Raw genomic sequence first — 23,057 nt, 5'->3', positions numbered from 1 at the left:
CGGTTCACTCGCGTGAACCGGGCGTTTCTTTCTCTAGCGCGAGGTCATCAGGCTGGCGCGGAGGTGCGGATCAGGTGGTCGAAGGCGGAGAGCGACGCCTTGGCGCCTTCGCCGACCGCGATCACGATCTGCTTGTACGGTACGGTGGTCACGTCACCGGCGGCGAAAATGCCCGGCAGCGAGGTCTCGCCGCGTGCGTCGACGATGATCTCGCCACGCGGGGTCAGCTCGATGGTGCCCTTGAGCCATTCGCTGTTGGGCAGCAGGCCGATCTGCACGAAGATGCCTTCCAGGTCGATGGACTTGAACTCTTCCGAGTTGCGGTCCTTGTAGACCAGGCCGGTGACCTTCTGGCCATCGCCTTTCACTTCGCTGGTCAGCGCACTGGTGATCACGTCCACGTTCGGCAGGCTGAACAGCTTGCGTTGCAGTACGGCATCGGCGCGCAGCTTGCTGTCGAACTCCAGCAGGGTCACGTGGGAGACGATACCGGCCAGGTCGATAGCCGCCTCGACCCCGGAGTTGCCGCCGCCGATCACCGCCACGCGCTTGCCCTTGAACAGCGGGCCGTCGCAGTGCGGGCAGAAGCACACGCCCTTGGCCTTGTATTCCTTTTCGCCGGGCACACCCATTTCGCGCCAGCGGGCGCCAGTGGCGAGGATCACGGACTTGGCCTTCAGGCTGCCGCCACCCTCGAACTGCACTTCGTGCAGCTCGCCGGCATTCTTCGCCGGGATCAGCGCGCTGGCGCGCTGCAGGTTCATGATGTCGACGTCATAGTGCTTGACGTGCTCTTCCAGCTGACGTGCCAGTTTCGGGCCTTCGGTCTCGGTCACCGAGATGAAGTTCTCGATGGCCATGGTGTCCAGCACCTGACCGCCGAAACGCTCGGCGGCAACGCCGGTGCGGATGCCTTTACGGGCGGCGTAGATGGCCGCCGCGGCGCCAGCCGGGCCACCGCCGACGACCAGCACGTCGAACTCTTCCTTGGCCGACAGCTTCTCGGCTTCGCGAGCGGCGGCGCCGGTGTCGATCTTGGCGAGGATTTCTTCAACGCCCATGCGGCCCTGGCCGAACACTTCACCGTTAAGGTAGATGCTCGGTACCGCCATCACCTGGCGGCGCGCGACTTCTTCCTGGAACAGCGCGCCGTCGATGGCGACGTGGCGGATGTTCGGGTTGAGCACAGCCATCAGGTTCAGCGCCTGGACCACGTCCGGGCAATTCTGGCAGGACAGCGAGAAGTAGGTTTCGAACCCGAACGAACCCTGGATGCCCTTGATCTGTTCGATCACGTCGGCTTCGAGCTTGGACGGATGGCCGCCGACCTGCAGCAGCGCCAGCACCAGGGAGGTGAATTCGTGGCCCATGGGGATGCCGGCGAAAGCCAGGCCGATGTTCGCCCCCGGGCGGTTCAGCGCGAAGGACGGCTTGCGCTCGTCGCTGCCATCTTCACGCAGGGTGATCTTGTCGGTCAGGCCGACGATTTCGTGCAGCAGCTCGCTCATCTCGCGGGATTTGTCGCTGTCATCGAGGGACGCGACGATCTCGAACGGCTGCTGGACCTTTTCCAGGTAGGCCTTCAACTGGGTTTTAAGAGTGGCGTCCAACATGATTCAAATCCTCGGAATTTGAGCAAAGGGGTTCCCCGGCAGGCTTTTCAGCCCACCCTACGCACGCTTTTGGCTGGGTAGGGAGGATGCCGGTAGGCATCCTCGGGGTGTAGCCAAACGGCTGCGGAAGCTTTCGTGGGCGGGCGCCCGGTGGTTGCGCGGCGGGAGCCGCCGTGCAACCGCTTCCCGGCGCGTTCTTAGATCTTGCCGACCAGGTCCAGGGACGGAGCCAGGGTCTTCTCGCCTTCTTTCCACTTGGCCGGGCAGACTTCGCCCGGGTGAGCGGCGGTGTACTGGGCAGCTTTCAGCTTGCGCAGGGTTTCGCCGACGTCACGAGCGATCTCGTTGGAGTGGATTTCGACGGTCTTGATGATGCCTTCCGGGTTGATCACGAAGGTACCGCGCAGAGCCAGGCCTTCTTCCGGGATGTGTACGCCGAAGGCGTTGGTCAGCTGGTGGGTCGGGTCGCCGATCAGCGGGAACTGGGCTTTGCCAACGGCCGGGGAAGTTTCGTGCCACACCTTGTGGGAGAAGTGGGTATCGGTGGTCACGATGTAGACCTCGGTACCGGCCTTCTGGAACTCGGCGTAGTTGTTGGCGGCGTCTTCGATCTCGGTCGGGCAGTTGAAGGTGAAGGCTGCCGGCATGAAGATCAGAACGGACCACTTGCCCTTGAGGGATTCTTCGGTGACTTCGATGAACTTGCCGTTATGGAAAGCGTTGACCTTGAACGGTTGAACGGGAGTGTTGATCAGGGACATTAGGCAATTCCTCAATGAGAGTTTGTCGTTTAATCGAGTGGTCGATCGGTTGAAATTCGACAGGGGCAAGATTATCGCCTGATGACAGAAAAGGCCCATTGATTTAGGGCATCACGAATATTGAGTATCTCTATCGAGATATCTATAAAAGGAAGAAGTTTCCTATCAAGCGGAGCGCGTCAGCCTCCGCATGGAAAATACCTTCGAGGCTTCTGCCCCGGGGCTTGGCGACCTTTTCCCCAACCCACTGGACGGCGCAGGACTTCCACCTTCGCCCGAAATGGCCGCCAGGACAACGCCGGTCGCGACGTACGGCGCCCCAGCCAGCGCCGGGACGCGTGTCCCGCGCGGTTTTCCTGCCCTGCTGGTCAAGCCGGTCCACGAGCCTATGCTTGTGCCTGAGAGCCTTCGCCACGCAGCGCTCGGCCTCCACGGACAGCCTTTGCGAGGCGGCGCGGCCGCCCGCATGACGACGAGGACTCCCGATGATCCAGTTTCTGCTCGGCGACGAAACGGTCCAGGCCGACGGCTTCGCGCCCGAGACCAGTCTCCTCGACTATCTGCGCATTCACCGCGCGCGCACCGGCACCAAGGAGGGCTGCGCCTCGGGCGACTGCGGTGCCTGCACCGTGGTGCTCGCCGAGCCGGGGGGCGAAGCGCTGCGCTATCGAGCGGTGAACGCCTGCATCACGCTGCTGGGCACGGTCCACGGGCGCCAGGTGCTGACCGTGGAGCACCTCGGCGAGCCCGGCGCGCTGCACCCGGTACAGCAGGCGATGGTGGACTGCCACGCCTCGCAGTGCGGTTTCTGCACACCGGGCATCGTCATGTCGCTGTTCGCCTGGCACCACTCGCCGCCGCCGCATGACCGCGAGACGGCGCTCACTGCGCTCTCCGGCAACCTGTGCCGCTGCACCGGCTACCGGCCGATCCTCGACGCCGCCACGCAGATCGCCGGACAGCCGTGCACCGATCGCTTCGCCCGGGACGCCGCGCTCACGCTCGCCCGCCTGCGCGAATTGCCCGTCACGGGCACGCTGCACGACGGCGAACAAAGCGCCTGGTTACCGGCCTCGCTGGATGAACTGGACGAGCTGCTGCAACGCCACCCGCAGGCACGGCTGATCGCCGGCGGTACCGACCTGGCGCTGGAAGCCACGCAGAACCTGAAGACCTTCCCGGCGCTGATCCACTTGGGCAACCTGGGTGAACTCCAGCGCCTGGAAACCCACGCCGACCACCTGCTGATCGGCGCCGCCCGCCCCTATGCCGATTGCCTCGAAGCCCTCGCCGAATTCCCCGGCGTCGCCACCCTGCTGGAGCGCCTGGGCTCCCTGCAGATCCGCCAGCGCGGTACCCTCGGCGGCAACATCGCCAACGCCTCGCCCATCGGCGACATGCCCCCGGTGTTGCTGGCGCTGGATGCGAAGCTTCGGCTGCGCCGCGCGGGCACGACGCGCGAGGTGCCCATCGATGGCTTCTTCACCGGCTATCGCACGACGATCCTGCAACCCGGCGAGTACATCGAGTCGGTGCTGATTCCGCGCCTGAAAGTCCACCAGAAATTCCGCATCGACAAGATTTCCAAGCGCCGCGACGACGACATTTCCGCCGTCTGCATGGCCCTGCGCCTGGACCTCGACGACGCCGGAATCGTTACCGATGCGCGCCTGGCCTGCGGCGGCATGGCGGCCACGCCGTTACGCGGTACACGGAGCGAAGCGGCGCTGCGCGGCAGAGCCTTCGACGCCGCTGCCGTATCCGCTGCGCAAGCGGCGATCCCACAGGATTTCCAGCCCATCGACGACCTGCGCGCCAGCGCCGCCTATCGCCTGAAGGTGGCGCAGAACCTCCTGCAACGCGCACTACTGGAATGGACTCAGAGCCCCGCGGAGGTGCGCCATGCGTAGTCTGCCGCCGCTGGCCGGCAACGGCGTAACGGGCGCCATACACAGCGCGGGGCAGCCCCGCGAACACGACAGTGCGGCGCTGCATGTCAGCGGTGCGGCGCGCTATGTGGACGACCTCAAGGAGCCGCGCGAGCTGCTGCACGCCGCCGTCGGCCTGACCAGCATCGCCTGCGGTGCCGTGCGCTCCCTCGACCTCGACGCCGTGCGCGCCGCGCCCGGCGTGGTGGCGGTGCTGACCCTGGACGATGTGCCCGGCCACACCGACATCGGCCCGGTCTTTCCTGGCGACCCGCTGCTGGCCGGCGAGCGGGTGAAGTACCACGGGCAGGCGCTGTTCGCGGTGGCCGCCGAAAGCCTGATCCAGGCGCGCCGCGCCGTGCGCCTGGCAAAGGTCGACTATTCCGAGGAAAGCGCCCTGCTCGACCCGCTCCAGGCCAAGGCCGAGGAACGCTTCGTGCGCCCGCCGCACCACATGCGCCGGGGCGATGCCGAGGCCGCGCTGGCCGCTGCACCGCACGTCCTGGAAGCCCGCCAGTTCGTCGGCGGCCAGGAGCATTTCTACCTCGAAGGCCAGGCCTCGATGGCGCTGCCCAGCGACGACGGCGGCATGCTGGTGCACACCTCCAGCCAGCACCCCAGCGAAGTGCAGAAACTGGTCGCCGAAGTGCTGGCAATCCCGCTGGCCAAGGTCACCGTGGAAGTGCGGCGCATGGGCGGTGGCTTCGGTGGCAAGGAGACCCAGGCCGCACCCTTCGCCTGCCTCGCCGCGCTGCTGGCGCACAAGACTGGCCGCGCGGTGAAGCTGCGCCTGCCGCGTGCCGAGGACATGCGCCTGACCGGCAAACGCCACCCCTTCCACAACCGCTACCGCGTCGGCTTCGACGATGAGGGCCGGCTGCTCGCCGCACAGCTCGAACTGGTGGGTGACTGCGGCCATTCGCCGGACCTTTCCGACGCCATCGTCGACCGCGCGATGTTCCACGCCGACAACGCCTACTTCATCCCCGACGTAGCCATCTCCGGCTACCGCAGCTTCACCAACATCGTCTCGCACACGGCCTTCCGCGGCTTCGGCGGGCCGCAGGGGATGATGATCATCGAGCGCGCCATGGACGACATCGCCCGCGCCGTGGGCAAGGACCCGCTGGAGGTGCGCAAGCTCAACCTCTACGGGGGCATGGGCCGGGAGCTCACGCCCTACCACCAGAAGGTCGAGCACAACCTGCTGGGCGAGCTGATCGGGCGCCTGGAACAGAGCAGCGATTACCACGCCCGGCGCGAGGCGATTCACGCCTTCAACGCGCAGAGCCCGGTGCTGAAGAAGGGCCTGGCGCTGACGCCGGTAAAGTTCGGCATTTCCTTCACCGCCCAGCACCTGAACCAGGCCGGCGCGCTGATCCACCTGTACACCGACGGCAGCATCCAGCTGAACCACGGCGGTACCGAGATGGGCCAGGGGCTGAATACCAAGGTCGCGCAGATCGTCGCCGAGGAGTTCCAGGTGCCGCTGGAGCGTGTGGTGATCACCGCCACGCGCACCGACAAGGTGCCCAACACCTCGCCCACCGCGGCCTCCAGCGGTACCGACCTGAACGGCATGGCCGCCCGCGATGCGGCGCGCACGCTGAAGAAGCGCCTGGCGGAATTCCTCGCCGAACGCGACGGGGTGAAGCCGCAGGAGGTGCGCTTCGAACACGGTGGCGTGACCGTCGGCACACAACGCCTGGGCTTCGCCGAAGCCATCCAGGCGGCCTATTTCGCCCGCATCCAGCTGTCCGCCACCGGGTTCTACCGCACGCCGAAAATCTTCTATGACCGCGACAAGGGCCAGGGTCATCCGTTCTTCTACTTCGCCTATGGTGCGGCGGTGTCCGAAGTGGAGGTAGACACGCTCACCGGCGAGTACCGCGTGCGGCGGGTGGACATCCTGCATGACGTCGGCCGCAGCGTGAACCCGGCCATCGACATCGGCCAGATCGAGGGCGGCTTCGTCCAGGGCATGGGCTGGCTGACCACCGAGGAGTTGCGCTGGGACGACACGGGCAAGCTGCTCACGGTGGGGCCGGCGACCTACAAGATTCCGGCGGTGAGCGACGCACCGGAAGATTTCCGCGTGGCGCTGTTCGAGCGGCCCAACGAAGAGGACAGCGTGTACCTGTCCAAGGCCGTGGGCGAGCCGCCCTTCATGCTGGCGATCTCGGTGTGGTCGGCGCTGCGCGACGCCATCGCGAGCCTCGCGAACCACCGGCTGAGCCCCGACCTGGATACGCCGGCGAAGCCGGAGCGGGTACTCTGGGCCTGTGAGGCGATGCGCCAGGATGAGCACCCTCGCCCCAGCCCTCTCCCGCAAGCGGGAGAGGAGGCCGGCCGGCGCGACGCTCCTCCGGGTCTTCAGCCGGCAGTTGCGCTGTCTGTGAAAAGACCATCCTCCTACCTTGCACCGAACCTCTCCCTTCGGAGCGGGGCGCGCAGCCAGGGCTGGGGAGAGGGTGAACAGCCAGCAGAGGAGTTCAAGCCATGACCTGGATGGACGCCATCGCCTGCCTGCGCGACAGCGCCGAAAGCTACGTGCTGATCACCGTGATCGGCGTGCAGGGCTCCACGCCCCGCGAGTCCGGCAGCAAGATGCTGGTGACCGCCGGGGAAACCTTCGACACCATCGGCGGCGGCCACCTGGAATTCGCCGCCATCGAGCACGCCCGCCAGTTGCTGCTGGCCGGCAAGGACAGCCAGGCGCTGGAACACTTCCCCCTCGGCGCGCGGCTGGGCCAATGCTGCGGCGGCCGTGCCAGCCTGCTGTTCGAATGCTTTGCTGCCCGCGGGCCACAAGTCGTGCTGTTCGGTGCCGGCCACGTGGGCCGCGCCCTCGCGCCGCTGCTGGCAGGGTTACCGCTGCGCCTGGAGTGGGTGGACAGCCGCGCAGCCCAGTTTCCCCAGTCCGTTCCCGAGGGCGCGCGCATGCGCTTGCTGGAGGAGCCGGAAGACGCCGTGCACGAGGCGCCTCCGGGAAGCTACTTCCTGGTCATGACCCACAACCACCCGCTGGACTATGCCATCGCCGAGGCGGTGCTCAAGCGCGGCGACGCCGGCTTCCTCGGCATGATCGGCTCACGTACCAAGGCCCGGCGCTTCCAGATGCGGCTGGAACAGCACGGTTATCCACAGGAGGTGATCGCGCAGATGCACTGCCCCATCGGCCTGTCCGAAGTGCCCGGCAAACGCCCCCTGGAAGTGGCCATCTCGGTCGCCGCTCAGGTCATCGCTCGTTATCACCAGGACGCCCCCGCCCGGCAGACCCGTGAAGGGGTGGAATGGGCCGAGCTGTGTCCTGAAGGCTCGTGCAGCGACTCGCCAGAAAGCGCAAAAACCTGACCAATGGGACAACAGTTTTTCCTGGCGCCGCCGATACGCTCAACGACCCCGTCTCTTCGCCCGCCCCCGGCGGGCGTTTCGTTGTGCGTTCGGAGGAAAACAAGAACATGCGCCTGCGAAGTATCCAGACCCAACTCATCCTCAGCATGGGCGCTGCCCTGCTCATCAGCCTGCTCATCGTCCTCGGCCTGTATGCCATGCTGGTCAACCGCCTCAGCGAGCGCTACCTGCTCGAGCAGGCGCTGCCGGCAAGCATCCAGGCGATTGCCAATGACTTCGAGAAACGCCTGACCGGCCCCATCACCGCAGCCGCCGGCATCGCCGACAACACCCTGGTGCAGGACTGGCTGGCCGCCGGCGAAAGCCCGGAGAAACTGGCCGAATTCACCCGCTACCTGGGTGGCATCCGCGCCTCGCAGAAAGCCTTTTCCGCCTTGATCACCTCCAACGCCAGCGGCGCCTACTACAGCGACAAGGGCAAGGAGCGCACGCTCAGCCGCAGCGATCCGAAGGACGGCTGGTATTTCCAGTTCATCGACAGCGGCAAGCCGCGCATGTGGAATATCGACATCGACGGCAGCACTGGCGAACTGGCGCTGTTCATCGACCAGCGCGTGGAGCAGGGCGGCAAGCTGCTGGGCATCGCCGGCCTGGGCCTGGAGATGCGCGAACTGTCGACACTGATCCGCGACTTCCGCTTCGGGAAGTCCGGCCGCGTGTACCTGGTGAAGAACGACGGCCAGGTGCAGATCCATCCCGACGCCTCGCTGCCCAAGGGACGCAACCTCGGCGACCTGATCGGCGCCGGCGCCGCGAGCGCGCTGCTCGGCCAGCAGGGCTTCCATAGCGCCCGCTTCCAGCGCGACGGCGAGGATTACCTGGCCGCCAGCCTGCCGCTGCATGACCTGGGCTGGACCCTGGTGAGCGAGGTGCCGGAAGCGGAAATCTACGCCGACGCCCGCGAGGCACTGGCCTTCTCCGGTCTCGCCGGGGCCGTGGTCGCCCTGCTCTGCCTGGCGCTGGTCGTATTGATGGCGCGCAGCCTGGCCAGGCCGATCCGCCAGGTGACCGGTGCGCTGTTGGAAATCGGCGGTGGCGGCGGCGACCTCACCCGCCGCCTGGACGACAGCCGCGCGGATGAACTGGGCGACCTCGCCCGTGGCTTCAACCGCTTCCTCGAAGGTCAGCGCGCGCTGATCGGTGCCGTGCTCGGCACCAGCCAGCAATTGCTGCGCACCGTTGGCGAAGTGGCGCAGGTGGTGGACAACACCGCCGACCGCGCCGGCCGCCAGCAGGAAATGACCGACATGGTCGCCACGGCGGTGAACGAGATGGGCAGCACGGTTCAGGAAATCGCGCGTAACGCCGAACAGGCGGCCAGCGCCTCGCAGCAGGCCCGCGAAGAGGCCGGCGAAGCACGTCGCGTGGTGGGCGGCTCGTTGCAGGTCGGTCAGCGCATGTCCGGGGAGATCGGCGAGGCCGCCGGTGCCGTGGGCGAGCTGGCCGGGCAGGTGGCGAGCATCGACCAGGTGCTGGCGGTGATCCGCGGCGTCTCCGAGCAGACCAACCTGCTTGCCCTCAACGCCGCCATCGAGGCGGCGCGCGCCGGTGAACTGGGCCGGGGCTTCGCCGTGGTGGCCGATGAGGTGCGTACACTGGCCAGCCGCACCCAGGGTTCAACCGACGAAATCCTCGCGATCATTCAGCGCCTGAAGGACGGCGCCGAAGCAGCCGTGCGCTCGATGCATTCCAGCCAGCAGACCACCGGGCAAAGCCTGGCTGCCAGCGAGCAGGCCGGCGCCTCGCTGGGCGCCATTGCCGACCAGGTGGAGCGCATCAGCGATATCAACCACCAGGTCGCCACGGCCACCGAGGAACAATCGGCGGTCACCGAGGAGATCAACCGCAATGTGCAGGGCATTGCCGACCTCGCCCACGCCACCACCCGCGAAGTGCAGCACGGCCGCGAGCAGTGCCGCGAGTTGCGTAACCTGGCCGATGACCTGGCGCGGCAGATGGCGCAGTTCCGCCTTTGATTAGCTCTGGCACCGGGGTTTCGCCGGTGCCTTGTCCCCAGAGTTACCCACAGGCTTTCCAAGCGAAGCGGCTGCCTTTTTCGCCATGGCTGGTGGGTGGTGACGGCCGATCAGTGCCCGAAGCGTCTCGTCGGAGAGACACCTTGCCCACACGTTGCCCACAGATTGTCCAGAGACTTGCCCCCAACCTCCACGGCGCCGCCCGCTCAACTGGCGAAAAGCCCGAGCCCAGGCCCTGCAAGCCCTGCATCAATCCGATGAATAACTTGCCGAGCGGTCAGAAGTGGCGTTTGACCCTGTTCCGCGGGAGTTTCACCCACACCTTTTCCACAGCTTGTTGATATTTCACTCAACAGGCTCGAAGGCGTTTGATCAGAAAATGAACGACGCGCTGAAGGCTGCGGAATACCTGGCCAGCAGAGGTCCTGCCACAGGTTATCCACAGGCAGCTCCACGGTGTTTGGGGAGAAGAATCAGGCGTCCAGCAATTGCGCCTGCACGCGACCACGGCTGAGGTCGCCCAGCAGCTTCCGCAGCGGCTCGACCCCGGTGGTTGGCAGGTTCAGCGTCACGCGCACGCCTTGCGCGCCAAAGGATTCGTCTTCGACGCTGGCGCCGAGTGCCAGGACCCGCGCCTTGAACAGCGCGTGCTCGGCGAAACTGCAGTCGAAAGCCAGTCGGCTGCTGGGCACCAGTTCGATGCGCTCGGCGTCCTGCAGGCATTTCGCCGCGCAGCCGCCATAGGCGCGGGCCAGGCCGCCGGTGCCGAGCTTGATGCCACCGAACCAGCGGCTGACCACGACCACCACGCGGTCCATGTCCTGCCCCTCAATGGCGACCAGCATGGGCCGGCCAGCCGTGCCGCCGGGCTCGCCGTCGTCGCTGAAGCGGTACTGGTTGCCCAGCTTCCAGGCCCAGCAGTTGTGCCCTGCGCTGGGGTCGCGGTGTGCAGCGAGAAAGGCCTGGGCCTCGGCTTCGCTGGCAATCGGGGCGGCGACGCAGTGGAAGCGGCTCTTGCGGATGTCTTCCTGGTAAACCGCAGGCCCGGCGAGGGTGAAACTCATGCCGAGGCCGGTGGCGGCGTCAGCCCGCAACCCTTGAGGATGATACGGATGAGATTGTCGCTAGCGTCGCTGAAGTCCTGCTTGGACAAGCGTTTGCGGCCGGTGACGAAGCCGATCTGGGTGGCGAAGTCAGCGTAGTGCTGGGTACTGCTCCAGATCAGGAAGATCAGGTTCACCGGGTCCACCGCGTCCATCTTGCCGGCGTCGATCCAGGCCTGGAACACCGCGGCACGACCGGAGAACCAGGTGCGGTAGTCCTGGCTGAAATGCTCGGAGAGGCATTCGCCCCCGCTGATGATTTCCATGGCGAAGACCCGCGAGGCCTGCGGGTAACGACGGGAGAATTCCATCTTGGCGCGGATGTAGGTCGCAAGGGCAGCAGCCGGATCATCGTCCACGGTGAGGTGGTTGAAGGTGCTGTCCCACAGCTCGAGGATGTTGCTCAGCACCGCCACGTATAGCCCCAGCTTGTTGCTGAAGTAGTAGTGCAGGTTGGCCTTGGGCAGGCCGACGCGCTGGGCGATGGTGTTCATGCTGGTGCCCTTGAAACCGTGGCGGGCGAACTCCTCCTCGGCGGCGGCGAGGATGGCTTCCTCGTTCTTCTGGCGAATACGGCCGGCGGGCTTTTCGCCGTTGGGCGCAGTGTGGGCGGGTACCTGGAGGGTCATGCGGGTTGTCCGTGCATTGAGCGGGGGCGCTGCATGGATAACCCAGGCGGGTGGCGGGATTCAAGCATAAGGCATGAAAAAGGGCGGGAACCGATGCCAGCCTGGCAACCAATCCCCGCCGGCAAGCGGCCCTGCCCCGGCGAGCGCCGGGGAAACCCTTACTTGGTGGTACCCGTGGTACCGGACGAGCTGTGGTGACCACCGCCACCATGGTTGCCGATGGCAGCACCCACCGCGACGATCGCGGCGCCGATGCCGACAGCTGCGCCCACGGACATATTGCCGTACAGCGGACGACTCAGCCCCAGGCCTGCACAACCGTCCGGAACCGGAACGATGGCCGCGCCATCACGGTTCTCCTCCTCGATTCCTGCGGTGTTGCGGGCCTGCTGCGGTTGCTCGTCAGACTTGCCGCCCCCCCAGAGAGGGGCGCACTCCGTGGTTGCGACCACGGCCTTGTGCTCCTTCTCGGGCTCCTGCGGCACGGCCGGCTGGGCCCGGACAACTACGTCCTGGTAGAAGCCACCGGCATGCGTTTCTTTGTGAACCTTGGTGGACGGAACGCCGTCCTGCGCCACAGGCGCAGCCAGCAACGGCGCACTGACGCTCACGGCGATTGCCAAGATCAACAATCTTTTCATTGCTCGAATCTCCATGGTGAAGCAAGGAGAGGCAACGCTAGAGGCACGGGCGCCCGCGACCAATTGGCCGTGACCGGGATAGAGCGTCGGCAATTTCCGAATTTTGTGAGAGCAAAGGGACTGGAGCGAAGAAGGGGCAGTGCCGGAGACAACGACCCCGCCGGGCGGCGGGGTCGTCGAGTGCATCAGAAGTGGTACTTGACCAGCGCGCTGACGGTGTTCTGGTCGGTGGTGAAGTACTGCGAATCCTTGATGCCGTACTTGTCGGACCAGTAGTCGTACTCGATACCTACATACAGGTGCTTCGCCTCGTAACCCAGGGACTTGCCCAGGTCGTACTTGACCTGCGGGTTGAAGTGCAGGTTGGCGTGGTAGTCCGACTGGTTGCGGTGGCTGGAGCTGGCATCCTTGTTGTTCACGACCCAGTCCATGAAGCCGTCGAACAGGATGTCGGAATTGCCCACCGGGATGGTGATGGCCCAGGCCGGGGTGATCTGCCAGGCGCCGGACGGCACGCGGTTGCCGTCGGGCTTGCGGTAGTAGAAGTTCAGCTGGAAGTAATCGAAGCCCGGCAGCGCCAGGTCGAAGCCCGGGCCGACCAGGTAGGACTCGACGTCGCCTTCGCCAAACTCGTAGGTGGTTGCCAGCAACACGTCCTTGACCGGGCCGAAGGACAGGTCGGTGCCGGTGATCTTGCCGAACGACAGGCGCGGGCTGAACTCGCCGTAGTAGGTGTTCTTGCCGTTGGTGGCGCTTTCCTTGCCGTTGTAGTTGATCTGGTCGACGAAGAACCAGATGTCGCCCCAGGTCCAGGCGCTCGCACTCTCGAAGGTGAAGGTCTGCTGGATCGGCGGGTCTACCTTGAAGTTCTTGCCCCACAGGTAGGTCAGGCTTTCGTTGTGCCAGATCAGCGGGCCATCGTTGACGGCCGGGGCCGGGGTCAGGTCTTCACCGCCAGCCATGGCCTGCCCGGCCGCGAGCAGCCCGCCGGCGAGCAGCAGGGATGCGAGAGTGCGAGTCATGCGTTGCTCCTAATCAGTGCAGTCGTGTTGCGTTTTTAATTGTCGGTGGAACCTGTCCGGTTGGTCAGGCCTGGCGAGGAAAAGCAAGATTGGCGCCAATCCTGACCAGATGTTCCACTTTTATGACGAACCCCTTGGGATCCGCTCCTTTGGCAGGTAAGACGCAGGTGCGCGGGCCGAGCCATTTCCTGACTCGCAGGACAACTTCGCCTGTTTCGAGGGCATCGGCTCCAGCATCAAGCACGGGAATGGCGATCACCGACCAGAAGATTGGATACATGAAAAACATGGGTTGAAATGAATCAACAAAAATTATGTATACAACTCTCTTGTGGGAAATCTACACAACAGCCGTCGGGACACACCACGCGTTTTTCCGGGCGCGGATAATGCCAGACAAGCCCCTTCACCACACCTGTCAGAGTGCCTCGGGCCGCTGGGCGGTCGCGCTGTCGGCTGCATCCTGCAGGGTTCGAACGCCGTCGTTCGGGCCGACAACGTCTTTAAACCCACTTGAGGCGAAGGAGGCGGCCTGCCAGACTCCGATGCTCCAGCGATATTTTCCAAAGTTATGCCGATGAAAGGACAAGCCCCCGAACTGCAACGCCTGATCCCGGTACTCGACCGCCTGCCGCGGCCGGTCTATGCGCGCGCCGAGCGTTTGCGCGCGGGCTCCTGGACCAGCAAGCACCATCACGCCTGGGTGCAGCTGTCCTACGCCATCACCGGGGTGCTGGGTGTACACACGGCCGAAGGCAGCTTCTTCGCGCCACCGCAGCGGGCCATCTGGATTCCGGCCTTCCTCGACCATGAAGTGGTGACTTCGACCCAGGCGGAAATGCGCAGCTTGTACATTCGCGATGACGCCTGCCGGTGGGCGCCGGATCGCTGCCGGGTGCTGGAAGTGACGCCGCTGGCGCGTGAGCTGATCAAGAGCTTCTGCGAGCTGCCGGTGGATTATCCACAGGGCGACAGCGCCGAATCACGCATGGTGGAAGTGCTGCTGGACCAGCTGCGCGACCTGCCGGAGGTAGCCTTCTCCCTGCCGATGCCGCAGGAGGGTCGCCTGCTGCAGTTGTGCCAGACGCTGATCGACCACCCGACGGACAGCCACACCCTGGGTGACTGGGCACAGCGCATCGGCACCTCGGAGAAGACCCTGTCACGACTGTTCCAGCGCGAGACCGGTATGACCTTCCGCCTGTGGCGCCAGCGCCAGCGCCTGCTCGCTTCCCTCGGCTCGCTCGAAGCCGGAGACAGTGTGACGGCGGCGGCGCTGGATTGCGGGTACGACTCCACCTCGGCGTACATCGCGTCGTTCAAGGGGTTGTTCGGGTTTACGCCCGGCGACCTGTTCCGGCAGAGGTAGACCGTGCCGGCGGATGCCGATCGCGGAGGCAGTCCGCTCCTACCCAAAGCCCACCCACCCGTAGGAGCGGACTTCGTCCGCGATGGGTTGGCTCCCGCGCCGCAGCGTCTTGTGTAGGAGCGAGCCGCCCAATCTCGTGCCGCCGGGAAATTCGTTCGCGAGCAAGCTCGCTCCTACAGATACATGCATCGGCGGATTTCCGCTCAACACCCGCGCCAATCGGCGCCGCTTCGCCTGCCATCACCCGACAGAAAACCACTGAAACCCTTCTGCCACGCGGCTTTCGCGCCTTGGCACGCTGCCTGCTATCGCCCTCGACACTGCGCCGCCCTCGCGGCGCGCCGGCGTGACGTTTCGAGCAGTCCGCACGCCTGACGACAACAACGACAAGAGGAATACCCATGGATAGCGCAAGCGCCGTCTCCGCTTCTGCCGCACCCCGCACGACTTCCCAGCGCATCAAGTCGATCTTCAGTGGCTCGGTGGGCAACCTGGTCGAGTGGTACGACTGGTACGTCTACGCCGCCTTCTCGCTGTACTTCGCCAAGGCATTCTTCCCCCAGGGCGACATGACCGCCCAGTTGCTGAACACCGCCGCGATCTTCGCCGTGGGCTTCCTGATGCGCCCGATCGGCGGCTGGCTGATGGGCATCTACGCCGACCGCAAAGGCCGCAAGGCCGCCCTGCTGGCCTCGGTCCTGCTGATGTGCTTCGGCTCGCTGATCATCGCCCTGACCCCCAGCTATGAAACCATCGGCGTCGGCGCGCCGATCCTGCTGGTGCTCGCGCGCCTGCTGCAGGGCCTATCGGTCGGCGGCGAATACGGCACGTCCGCGACCTACCTGAGCGAGATGGCCAACAAGGAACAGCGCGGCTTCTTCTCCAGCTTCCAGTACGTGACCCTGATCTCCGGCCAGCTCATCGCCCTGGCGGTGCTGATCGTGCTGCAGCAGACCCTGACCGTCGAACAGCTGGAAAGCTGGGGCTGGCGTGTGCCGTTCTTCATCGGCGCGCTGTGCGCGGTCGTCGCCATGTTCCTGCGTCGCGGCATGGAGGAGACCGAGTCCTTCACCAAGAAGAAGGAAGAGCCCAAGGAAAGCCTGCTTCGTGCCCTGCTGCGCCATCCCAAGGAAGTGCTCACCGTGGTCGGCCTGACCATGGGCGGCACCCTGGCCTTCTACACCTACACCACCTACATGCAGAAGTACCTGGTGAACACGGTGGGCATGAGCAAGACCGACTCGACCATGATCTCGGCGGCCACCCTGTTCCTGTTCATGCTGCTGCAGCCCATCGTCGGCGCGCTGTCGGACAAGATCGGCCGCCGCCCGATCCTGATCGCCTTCGGCGTACTGGGCACCGTCTTCACCTACCCGATCCTCAGCACCCTGCACACCATCGACACCTGGTGGGGCGCGTTCTTCCTGATCATGGCCGCGCTGGTCATCGTCAGCGGCTACACCTCGATCAACGCCGTGGTGAAGGCCGAGCTGTTCCCCACCGAGATCCGCGCCCTGGGCGTGGGCCTGCCCTACGCGCTGACCGTATCGATCTTCGGCGGTACCGCGGAATACGTGGCGCTGTGGTTCAAGAGCATCGGCATGGAGAGCGGCTTCTACTGGTACGTCACCGCGTGCATCGCCTGCTCGCTGCTGGTCTACGTGACCATGAAAGACACCCAGAAGCACTCGAGGATCACCACCGACTGACTGGGCTTCTTGCCCGGGCCCCGGCGCACACTCTCCGGGGCTTTTTATCCACAAGGCCCGGCATCTGCCGGGCCTTGTCGTTTGCGCCGGCAGGCGCTGCGGCTGGGTTATCCTTGACCCTTCCCGTCACCCACAGGAGCCTCGCCATGACCACCCCGAAATCCGCCCTGATCATTGGTGCCTCGCGCGGCCTCGGCCTGGGCCTGGTGCGCGAGCTGCTGGACCGCGGCTGGGACGTCACCGCCACCGTGCGCGATGCTGCCCATCCCGGCGAGCTGGCCAAGCTGCCGGTGCGGGTGGAAGCCCTGCTGCTGGACGACGTCCACTCCCAGGACCGCCTCGCCGAGGCCCTGGCCGGCTCGCGCTTCGACCTCCTCTTCATCAACGCCGGCATCTACGGCCCGGCGCACCAGTCGGCCATCGATGCCAGCCTCGCCGATATCGGCCAGTTGTTCATGGTCAACGCCATCGCCCCGCTGCGCCTGGCCGAGCGCCTGCTGCCGCGGCTGAACGCGGACAGCGGCGTGCTGGCCTTCATGACCTCCGAGCTGGGCAGCGTGGCTGGCAACGTCTCCGGCGGCATGGCGCTGTACCGCGCGAGCAAGGCGGCGCTCAATTCGCTGAGCCGCAGCTTCGTCGTCGAGCTGGGCGATGCCGGTATCACGGTACTCAACCTGCATCCGGGCTGGGTGCGCACCGACATGGGTGGGGAGTCCGCGCCGCTGGACGTGCAGACCAGCGTCAAAGGCCTCGTCGACCAGGTCGAAAACCACGCCGGCCGTGGTGGGCAGTTCTACCTGGATTACCAGGGAACGACGATCGACTGGTGACGAGCAGCGCCGTGGGCGCTACCATGCGCCCACGCCTGACTTTCGAGTCAGCGAACCTGGATCAGCAGACAGGGTGAACACTGAGCTGGCTTCCCATGAACCCATGGAGCCGACTCGAACGAACGGCTCCGTCCGTTTGGAGAATTCATCCATGTCCTCCCCGCGTCTCTGGCTGCGCAACCCGCTGGCCATCTTCACCGCTAACGATCAGGACGCCCGTGGCGGCATCGTCGTCCAGGACGGCCGCATCGTCGAACTGGTCGCAGCCGGCCAGCAGCCCTCGGCTCCCGTCCAGCAGACCTTCGACGCCAGCCAGCACGTGCTGACGCCCGGCCTGATCAACACCCACCACCACTTCTACCAGACCCTCACCCGCGCCTGGGCGCCGGTGGTGAACCAGCCGTTGTTCCCCTGGCTGAAGACCCTCTACCCGGTGTGGGCGCGCCTGACCCCCGACCAGCTGGCGGTGGCGACCAAGGTGGCCCTGGCCGAACTGCTGCTCTCGGGCTGCACCACCGCCGCCGACCACCACTACCTGTTCCCCGATGGCCTGGAGCAGGCCATCGACGTGCAGGCTGGCGTGGTCACCGAACTGGGCATGCGCGCCATGCTCACCCGTGGTTCCATGAGCCTGGGCGAAGCCGACGGCGGCCTGCCGCCACAGCAGACCGTGCAGAGCGCCGTAGCCATCCTCGACGACAGCCAGCGCCTGATCAGCGAGTACCACCAGCGCGGCGACGGCGCCCAGGTGCAGATCGCCCTGGCACCCTGCTCGCCCTTCTCGGTGACCCCGGAAATCATGCGCGCCAGCGCCGAACTGGCCGAGCGCGAGGACGTGCGCCTGCACACCCACCTCGCCGAAACCCTCGACGAGGAAGACTTCTGCCTGCAGCGCTTCGGCCAGCGCACCGTGGATTACCTGGACAGCGTCGGCTGGCTCGGCCCGCGCACCTGGCTGGCCCACGGTATCCACTTCAACGACGAGGAAATCCGCCGCCTGGGCGAAGCCGGCACCGGCGTCTGCCATTGTCCCAGCTCGAACATGCGCCTGGCCTCGGGCATCTGCCCCACCGTGGCCCTGGAAGAAGCCGGCGCGCCGGTGGGCATCGGCGTGGACGGCTCGGCCTCCAACGACGCCTCCAACATGATCCTCGAAGCCCGTCAGGCCCTGTACATCCAGCGCCTGCGCTATGGCGCCGAGCAGATCACCCCGGAGCGCGCGCTGGGCTGGGCCACCCGAGGTTCGGCGAAACTCATCGGCCGCAGCGACATCGGCGAGCTGGCCGTGGGCAAGCAGGCGGACCTTGCGCTGTTCAAGCTCGACGAACTGCGCTTCTCCGGCAGCCATGACCCACTGTCCGCGCTGCTGCTGTGCGGCGCCGACAAGGCCGACCGGATCATGATCGGCGGTAGCTGGCGAGTCATCGATGGCGAAGTCGAAGGCCTCGACCTCAAGCGCCTGATCGCCGACCACACCCAGGCGGCGCGCAAGCTGCTCGGTACGCTGTAAGCGTCAGCCGTCGTAGGAGCGGACTCCGTCGGCAGTGTGCAACCGGCTTGCTCGCAGCGGCCGGCTGTCGATCGCGGACGGAGTCCGCTCCTACGCACACCTCGACACCTGCAGGAGCGCGCCACCTGCGCAATCGCGCTCATGGCCCGCCAAACATCCAGCCCCCGTTGCGGAACACTTTTCTCCACCGTCGATGTGGCTCCGGATGCCATTCCCACCGGCACGTTTTGCCATCGAAAAATCGCTACAGCCCGCGCCACACAAGGTCTGCGCACTACCGCCCGTCGCCATCCGACCAGCCACGATGAACGGTCATTCCGCGAAAAACCCTCTAGATCAAGGCCATGCCGTGCGACGGGAACGTGCCGTCAATTTGACATCACCCAACGGCCCTCTAGTTTTAAATCGCTAGGCCGAATTCCTGCTCAAGATGCTGTCAGCAGCCGTTTGGCCCGGTTACCGGCGCCCGGCAATGGAGTGCATGCATGCGCGATTCACAGTTGAACCCTCAGGCGGTTCAAGGAACCGGCCCGGATTGGCCGCGGCGCCTCGTCATCCAGTCACTGCCATGGATAGTCGTGGCAGCGCTCTGCGCGGTCGGTGTGCCCTTCTGGTGGATGTTGCCGGTGGGCTGGGTCTCCAGCCTGGTATTGAGCAGCCTGCTGCGCGGCCCCGGCAGAACCGGCACCGATGCGCCTGCCGCCGCCCCGCACAGCGACGAGCTGCCGCAATGGCGCCCCGTGCAGGAAGCCGTGGAAGGCCACCTGGGCTCGCTCAACGGCCACGCCCATCAGATCGACAACCTCCTGCACCAGGCCATCCGCCAGCTGACCGACAGCTTCCACGCCCTCGCCGAACGCATCGACACTCAGCGCGGCTTGTCTCACTCGCTGATCGAACGCTACGACGGACGCGGCCACCTGGATGACGACATCGACTTCCAGCGCTTCATCCACGCCACCCAGGAAACCCTCGGGCTGTTCGTCGAAGCCACCCTGGAAACCAGCCGCACCTCGCAGCAGCTGGTGGAGCGCATGGATCGCGTGACACACAAGATCGCCGAGATCCTGCAATCCACCCAGGACATGGACGCCATCGCCAAGCAGACCAACCTGCTGGCCTTGAACGCCGCCATCGAGGCCGCCCGCGCCGGCGAAAGCGGCCGCGGCTTCGCCGTGGTAGCCGACGAGGTGCGCGCACTGTCGACCCGCTCCACGCACTTCTCCCAGGCCATACGCGAGCACGTCGACGTGGTCTACCGCGAGATCAAGGACGCCGAAGGCGCCATCAGCCAACTGGCCGACAAGGACATGACCTTCGCCCTGGATTCACGCAAGAAGATCCAGACCATGCTCGACGACCTCGACGCCATGAACCAGCACACCGTGAAGGTGGTGCAGGAGCTGGACCGCATCTCCCTGGAAGTGGGCGAGGGCGTCAACGCCGCGGTCACCGCCCTGCAGTTCCAGGACATGAGCAGCCAACTGATCGGCCAAATCGGCAAGCACAGTGCCCGCCTCGGCGCCCTCGCCGTCGGCCTCGGCGCGCTGGATGGCCGCCCGCCCGGCGAGTGGGGCGAGCGCCTGCGCAAAGAAGTCGCCGAGCTCGGCCGCCCCCTGAGCAACCCGGTCGCCCAGACCAGCCTCAGCGCCGGCGAAGTAGAACTGTTTTGACGTGATCCGAGCCCAGGAGGCATCGCCATGCTGCAGTCTGTCATCGAATACCTCGCCAACCTCGCCCTGATCGGCTGAGCCCCACACCCCTGTCAGCGCGCCGGGATGGCGCGAGTGAGCGCGCGCCTGGCGCCAGGCAAACGCATTGCAACCGAGGAGAACCAACGCAATGGGAAAGCAGATTCTGATCGTCGATGACTCGGCCTCCATCCGGCAGATGCTCAGCTTCACGCTCAAGTCCGCCGGCTACGAGGTGGACGAGGCCGTGGACGGCAAGGACGGCCTGGGCAAGGCCCAGCGCAAGACCTACAGCCTGGTATTCACCGACCAGAACATGCCGAACATGGACGGCCTGACGCTGATCCGCAGCCTGCGCGACATGGCCGGCTACCGCGGTACGCCGATCCTCATGCTGACCACCGAATCCAGCGACGCCATGAAGCAGCAGGGCCGGAGCGCGGGTGCTACCGGGTGGCTGGTCAAGCCGTTCGACCCGCCGAAACTGCTGGAAGTGACCCGCAAGGTCCTGCCCTAGGGGAACCACCAATGGCGACTGGTATGGAGCAGTTCCTCCAGGTGTTCTTCGAGGAAACCGACGAACACCTGGCGACCCTCGAACTCCTGCTGATTGGGCTTGACCTCGATCAGCCGGACGCCGAGACGCTCAATGGCATTTTCCGCGCCGCCCACTCGATCAAGGGCTCCAGCGGCATGTTCGGTTTCGACGACCTGACCGCCGTCACCCACGAGCTGGAAACCCTGCTGGACCGCATCCGCTGCGGGCAGACCGCCCTGCACGTGGACATGATCGGTGTGTTCCTCGAGGCCCGCGATGTCCTGCAGCGCCTGCTCGACGCACACCGCAGTCAGGTGCCCGACCCGGACGCACCGGTGGCAGCCACCGTGGAGCGCCTGCGCGCCTGGCTGGCGGAGCCTGTCACGGCGGTCGCCGATGACGACTTCGGTCGGTTCGACGATGCCCCCGTGGCAACTCAAAACGGCGCCAGCGAAGACGACGCGTTCGGCTTCTTCGACGATGCACCCGGCACCCCCGCCGCCAGCGAGGCCTGCACCCGCAGCGATGACGATTTCGGTTTCTTCGACGACGCTCCCGGCGCCCCCATTGCCGCAGCGCCCACTCCGGTCAGCGAAGCGCCCAAGGCGCCGCCGCCCGCCAGCAGACCTGCCGCCGCGCCGCGCACCGACAGCGAATCCAGCTCCATCCGCGTCAGCGTCGAGAAGATCGACAGCCTGATCAACCTGGTGGGCGAGCTGGTGATCACCCAGGCCATGCTCAGCCAGCTCAGCGAGGACCTCGACCCCACCCACTTCGAACGTCTGCAGCAGGCCCTGGCGCAACTGGAACACAACACCCGCGACCTCCAGGAATCGGTGATGTCGATCCGCATGCTGCCGATCAGCTTCATCTTCAGCCGCTTCCCGCGCCTGGTGCACGACACCTCCGCGCGGCTGGGCAAGCAGGTCGAGCTGATTCTTCAGGGCGAGCACACCGAGCTGGACAAGAGCGTCATCGAGAAGCTCAGCGACCCGCTCACCCACATCGTCCGCAACAGCATCGACCACGGCATCGAGACGCCCGCCGAACGCCTGGCCGCGGGCAAGCCGGCCCAGGGCTCGGTGAAGCTCGCCGCCAGCCACCAGGGCGGTAGTGTGGTGGTGGAAATCTCCGATGACGGCCGCGGTCTGTCCCGCGAGCGCATCCTTGCCAAGGCCCGCGAGAAAGGCTTGGCTGTGCACGACGGGATGAGCGATGCGGAGGTCTGGCAACTGATCTTCATGCCCGGCTTCTCCACCGCCGACGCGGTCACCGAGCTCTCCGGCCGCGGCGTGGGCATGGACGTGGTGCGGCGCAACATCCAGGCCATGGGTGGGCGCATCGACATCGACTCCGCGCCTGGCATGGGCACGCGCATGTGCATCCGCCTGCCGCTGACCCTGGCCATCCTCGATGGCCTGATCGTCGCCGTGGAGCAGGTCAACTATGTGGTACCGCTGACCTACATCGTCGAGTCGCTGCAGGCCCGTGCCGACGACGTGCGCGGCCTGGCCGGCGAGGAATCGACGGTGATCCGCGTGCGCGGCGAATACCTGCCGCTGTTCTCCCTCAACCAGCTGCTGCGCATCGGCGCGGAACCTGTGCCGCCGGAGCAGGGGATCGTGGTCATCCTCGAATCCGAGGGCAGGAGCTTTGCCCTGCAGGTGGACGAACTGGTCGGCCAGCAGCAGGTGGTGATCAAGAGCCTGGAACAGAACTTCCGCCGGATCGACGGGATCGCCGGCGCCACCATCATGGGTGACGGCAGCGTCGCCCTGATCCTCGATGTCGACGCCCTGCCGCGCCTGGCAGCACAAGGAGAACCCACCCATGAGCGCAGCTGAAGCCACTGCGGCGAGCAGCCCGGTGCAGGAATACCTCACCTTCACCCTGGGCCGCGAGGAATACGCCATCGACATCCTGCGCGTGCAGGAAATCCGTGGCTACGACCAGGTCACGGCAATCGCCAACGCCCCCGCCTTCATCAAGGGCGTGATCAACCTGCGCGGCGCCATCGTTCCCATCGTCGACCTGCGCATCAAGTTCAACCTGGCCGACATCAGCTACGACCAGTTCACCGTGGTGATCATCCTCAACGTCGGCCGGCGCATCGTCGGCGCAGTGGTGGACTCGGTTTCCGACGTGATCGCCCTGGCCGGCGAGGAGATCAAGCCGCGCCCCGAATTCGCCGCCAGCTTCGATACCGAATACCTGCTCGGCCTGGCCACCGCGGGCGAGCGCATGTTGATCCTGGTGGACATCGAAAAACTCATGACCAGCCGCGAGATGGCGCTGGTCGATGAAACCGCAGCCTGATTGCGAC

The 23,057-nt window shown here is 65.8% G+C and carries 19 protein-coding genes and 1 pseudogene; 13 read left to right on the top strand and 7 right to left on the bottom strand.

Features of this window, described 5'->3' with window-relative positions; all coding sequences use genetic code 11:
* Nucleotides 1–47 precede the first annotated feature (47 nt).
* The gene (ahpF, locus tag C167_RS0108505) at nt 48–1,613 is read right to left on the bottom strand and encodes an alkyl hydroperoxide reductase subunit F (RefSeq protein WP_017517844.1); all 1,566 of its coding nucleotides are present in this window, start codon (nt 1,611–1,613) and stop codon (nt 48–50) included.
* Nucleotides 1,614–1,810: 197 nt separating this feature from the next.
* Complete coding sequence (gene ahpC / locus C167_RS0108500) at nt 1,811–2,374, bottom strand: alkyl hydroperoxide reductase subunit C (protein WP_017517843.1); 564 nt, start codon at nt 2,372–2,374, stop codon at nt 1,811–1,813.
* 485 nt (nt 2,375–2,859) lie between these two features.
* On the opposite strand from ahpC, the gene xdhA reads away from it, so the two are divergent.
* The 5 genes and pseudogenes from xdhA to C167_RS35450 all read left to right on the top strand — a co-directional run bounded on the left by xdhA (nt 2,860) and on the right by C167_RS35450 (nt 9,692).
* On the top strand, nt 2,860–4,284 hold the full coding sequence (xdhA, locus tag C167_RS0108495) for a xanthine dehydrogenase small subunit (RefSeq protein ID WP_017517842.1): 1,425 nt from the start codon (nt 2,860–2,862) through the stop codon (nt 4,282–4,284).
* Nucleotides 4,277–6,805 (top strand): xanthine dehydrogenase molybdopterin binding subunit, encoded by a 2,529-nt coding sequence (gene xdhB / locus C167_RS0108490; RefSeq protein ID WP_017517841.1) that lies wholly within the window; start codon nt 4,277–4,279, stop codon nt 6,803–6,805. The genes xdhA and xdhB overlap by 8 nt, the downstream gene beginning before the upstream one ends.
* Nucleotides 6,802–7,656: a xanthine dehydrogenase accessory protein XdhC gene (gene xdhC, locus C167_RS0108485; RefSeq protein ID WP_017517840.1), complete on the top strand. Its 855-nt coding sequence runs from the start codon at nt 6,802–6,804 to the stop codon at nt 7,654–7,656. Before xdhB ends, xdhC begins: the two co-directional genes overlap by 4 nt.
* A gap of 107 nt (nt 7,657–7,763) precedes the next feature.
* Nucleotides 7,764–8,825: pseudogene (locus tag C167_RS35455) on the top strand (cache domain-containing protein); the annotation flags it as partial.
* A 129-nt stretch (nt 8,826–8,954) separates the two neighbouring features.
* Nucleotides 8,955–9,692, top strand: coding sequence for a methyl-accepting chemotaxis protein (locus C167_RS35450; protein WP_416774488.1), 738 nt, complete (start codon nt 8,955–8,957; stop codon nt 9,690–9,692).
* A gap of 473 nt (nt 9,693–10,165) precedes the next feature.
* Here the strand turns inward: C167_RS35450 and C167_RS0108475 are convergent, their stop codons facing one another.
* From C167_RS0108475 to C167_RS34430, 5 genes are all read right to left on the bottom strand, one after another.
* Nucleotides 10,166–10,756, bottom strand: coding sequence for an IMPACT family protein (locus C167_RS0108475; protein WP_017517838.1), 591 nt, complete (start codon nt 10,754–10,756; stop codon nt 10,166–10,168).
* Complete coding sequence (locus C167_RS0108470; protein WP_017517837.1) at nt 10,753–11,424, bottom strand: TetR/AcrR family transcriptional regulator; 672 nt, start codon at nt 11,422–11,424, stop codon at nt 10,753–10,755. Before C167_RS0108470 ends, C167_RS0108475 begins: the two co-directional genes overlap by 4 nt.
* Nucleotides 11,425–11,582: 158 nt before the next feature.
* Nucleotides 11,583–12,065: a hypothetical protein gene (locus C167_RS32340; RefSeq protein ID WP_017517836.1), complete on the bottom strand. Its 483-nt coding sequence runs from the start codon at nt 12,063–12,065 to the stop codon at nt 11,583–11,585.
* Nucleotides 12,066–12,250: 185 nt separating this feature from the next.
* Nucleotides 12,251–13,087: an outer membrane protein OmpK gene (locus tag C167_RS0108460; RefSeq protein ID WP_017517835.1), complete on the bottom strand. Its 837-nt coding sequence runs from the start codon at nt 13,085–13,087 to the stop codon at nt 12,251–12,253.
* Nucleotides 13,088–13,151: 64 nt separating this feature from the next.
* A complete protein-coding gene (locus tag C167_RS34430; protein WP_157791823.1) occupies nt 13,152–13,376 on the bottom strand; it encodes a hypothetical protein in 225 nt (74 codons plus the stop codon).
* A 282-nt stretch (nt 13,377–13,658) separates the two neighbouring features.
* Between C167_RS34430 and C167_RS0108455 the strand changes: the two genes are divergently transcribed.
* The 8 genes from C167_RS0108455 to C167_RS0108420 all read left to right on the top strand — a co-directional run bounded on the left by C167_RS0108455 (nt 13,659) and on the right by C167_RS0108420 (nt 23,050).
* Nucleotides 13,659–14,456 (top strand): AraC family transcriptional regulator, encoded by a 798-nt coding sequence (locus C167_RS0108455; RefSeq protein WP_026078898.1) that lies wholly within the window; start codon nt 13,659–13,661, stop codon nt 14,454–14,456.
* A gap of 401 nt (nt 14,457–14,857) precedes the next feature.
* Entirely contained in the window at nt 14,858–16,165 is a 1,308-nt protein-coding gene (locus C167_RS0108450) for an MFS transporter (protein WP_017517833.1), read from the top strand.
* Nucleotides 16,166–16,311: 146 nt separating this feature from the next.
* On the top strand, nt 16,312–16,995 hold the full coding sequence (locus C167_RS0108445) for an SDR family oxidoreductase (protein WP_017517832.1): 684 nt from the start codon (nt 16,312–16,314) through the stop codon (nt 16,993–16,995).
* 151 nt (nt 16,996–17,146) lie between these two features.
* Nucleotides 17,147–18,505 carry an 8-oxoguanine deaminase gene (locus C167_RS0108440; protein ID WP_017517831.1) on the top strand — a complete coding sequence of 453 codons (1,359 nt, stop codon included), beginning with the start codon at nt 17,147–17,149 and terminating at the stop codon, nt 18,503–18,505.
* 485 nt (nt 18,506–18,990) lie between these two features.
* Nucleotides 18,991–20,178, top strand: a complete 1,188-nt coding sequence (locus tag C167_RS0108435; protein ID WP_017517830.1) for a methyl-accepting chemotaxis protein — start codon at nt 18,991–18,993, stop codon at nt 20,176–20,178.
* A 169-nt stretch (nt 20,179–20,347) separates the two neighbouring features.
* On the top strand, nt 20,348–20,713 hold the full coding sequence (locus C167_RS0108430) for a response regulator (RefSeq protein WP_017517829.1): 366 nt from the start codon (nt 20,348–20,350) through the stop codon (nt 20,711–20,713).
* Between the two features lie 11 nt (nt 20,714–20,724).
* Entirely contained in the window at nt 20,725–22,578 is a 1,854-nt protein-coding gene (locus C167_RS0108425; RefSeq protein WP_026078897.1) for a chemotaxis protein CheA, read from the top strand.
* Nucleotides 22,565–23,050: a chemotaxis protein CheW gene (locus tag C167_RS0108420; RefSeq protein ID WP_017517827.1), complete on the top strand. Its 486-nt coding sequence runs from the start codon at nt 22,565–22,567 to the stop codon at nt 23,048–23,050. Before C167_RS0108425 ends, C167_RS0108420 begins: the two co-directional genes overlap by 14 nt.
* Nucleotides 23,051–23,057 lie beyond the last annotated feature (7 nt).

The sequence above is a fragment of the Pseudomonas nitroreducens TX1 genome (assembly GCF_000313755.1).
GTDB lineage: Bacteria > Pseudomonadota > Gammaproteobacteria > Pseudomonadales > Pseudomonadaceae > Pseudomonas > Pseudomonas nitroreducens_A.
This window is presented reverse-complemented; position numbering and strand designations above follow the sequence as displayed.

Coding starts and splice junctions, on each gene's coding strand:
- ahpF (WP_017517844.1), bottom strand. CDS start 1,613: ATGTTGGACGCCACTCTTAAAACCCAGTTGAAGGCCTACCTGGAAAAG.
- ahpC (WP_017517843.1), bottom strand. CDS start 2,374: ATGTCCCTGATCAACACTCCCGTTCAACCGTTCAAGGTCAACGCTTTC.
- xdhA (WP_017517842.1), top strand. CDS start 2,860: ATGATCCAGTTTCTGCTCGGCGACGAAACGGTCCAGGCCGACGGCTTC.
- xdhB (WP_017517841.1), top strand. CDS start 4,277: ATGCGTAGTCTGCCGCCGCTGGCCGGCAACGGCGTAACGGGCGCCATA.
- xdhC (WP_017517840.1), top strand. CDS start 6,802: ATGACCTGGATGGACGCCATCGCCTGCCTGCGCGACAGCGCCGAAAGC.
- C167_RS35450 (WP_416774488.1), top strand. CDS start 8,955: ATGACCGACATGGTCGCCACGGCGGTGAACGAGATGGGCAGCACGGTT.
- C167_RS0108475 (WP_017517838.1), bottom strand. CDS start 10,756: ATGAGTTTCACCCTCGCCGGGCCTGCGGTTTACCAGGAAGACATCCGC.
- C167_RS0108470 (WP_017517837.1), bottom strand. CDS start 11,424: ATGACCCTCCAGGTACCCGCCCACACTGCGCCCAACGGCGAAAAGCCC.
- C167_RS32340 (WP_017517836.1), bottom strand. CDS start 12,065: ATGAAAAGATTGTTGATCTTGGCAATCGCCGTGAGCGTCAGTGCGCCG.
- C167_RS0108460 (WP_017517835.1), bottom strand. CDS start 13,087: ATGACTCGCACTCTCGCATCCCTGCTGCTCGCCGGCGGGCTGCTCGCG.
- C167_RS34430 (WP_157791823.1), bottom strand. CDS start 13,376: ATGTTTTTCATGTATCCAATCTTCTGGTCGGTGATCGCCATTCCCGTG.
- C167_RS0108455 (WP_026078898.1), top strand. CDS start 13,659: ATGCCGATGAAAGGACAAGCCCCCGAACTGCAACGCCTGATCCCGGTA.
- C167_RS0108450 (WP_017517833.1), top strand. CDS start 14,858: ATGGATAGCGCAAGCGCCGTCTCCGCTTCTGCCGCACCCCGCACGACT.
- C167_RS0108445 (WP_017517832.1), top strand. CDS start 16,312: ATGACCACCCCGAAATCCGCCCTGATCATTGGTGCCTCGCGCGGCCTC.
- C167_RS0108440 (WP_017517831.1), top strand. CDS start 17,147: ATGTCCTCCCCGCGTCTCTGGCTGCGCAACCCGCTGGCCATCTTCACC.
- C167_RS0108435 (WP_017517830.1), top strand. CDS start 18,991: ATGCGCGATTCACAGTTGAACCCTCAGGCGGTTCAAGGAACCGGCCCG.
- C167_RS0108430 (WP_017517829.1), top strand. CDS start 20,348: ATGGGAAAGCAGATTCTGATCGTCGATGACTCGGCCTCCATCCGGCAG.
- C167_RS0108425 (WP_026078897.1), top strand. CDS start 20,725: ATGGCGACTGGTATGGAGCAGTTCCTCCAGGTGTTCTTCGAGGAAACC.
- C167_RS0108420 (WP_017517827.1), top strand. CDS start 22,565: ATGAGCGCAGCTGAAGCCACTGCGGCGAGCAGCCCGGTGCAGGAATAC.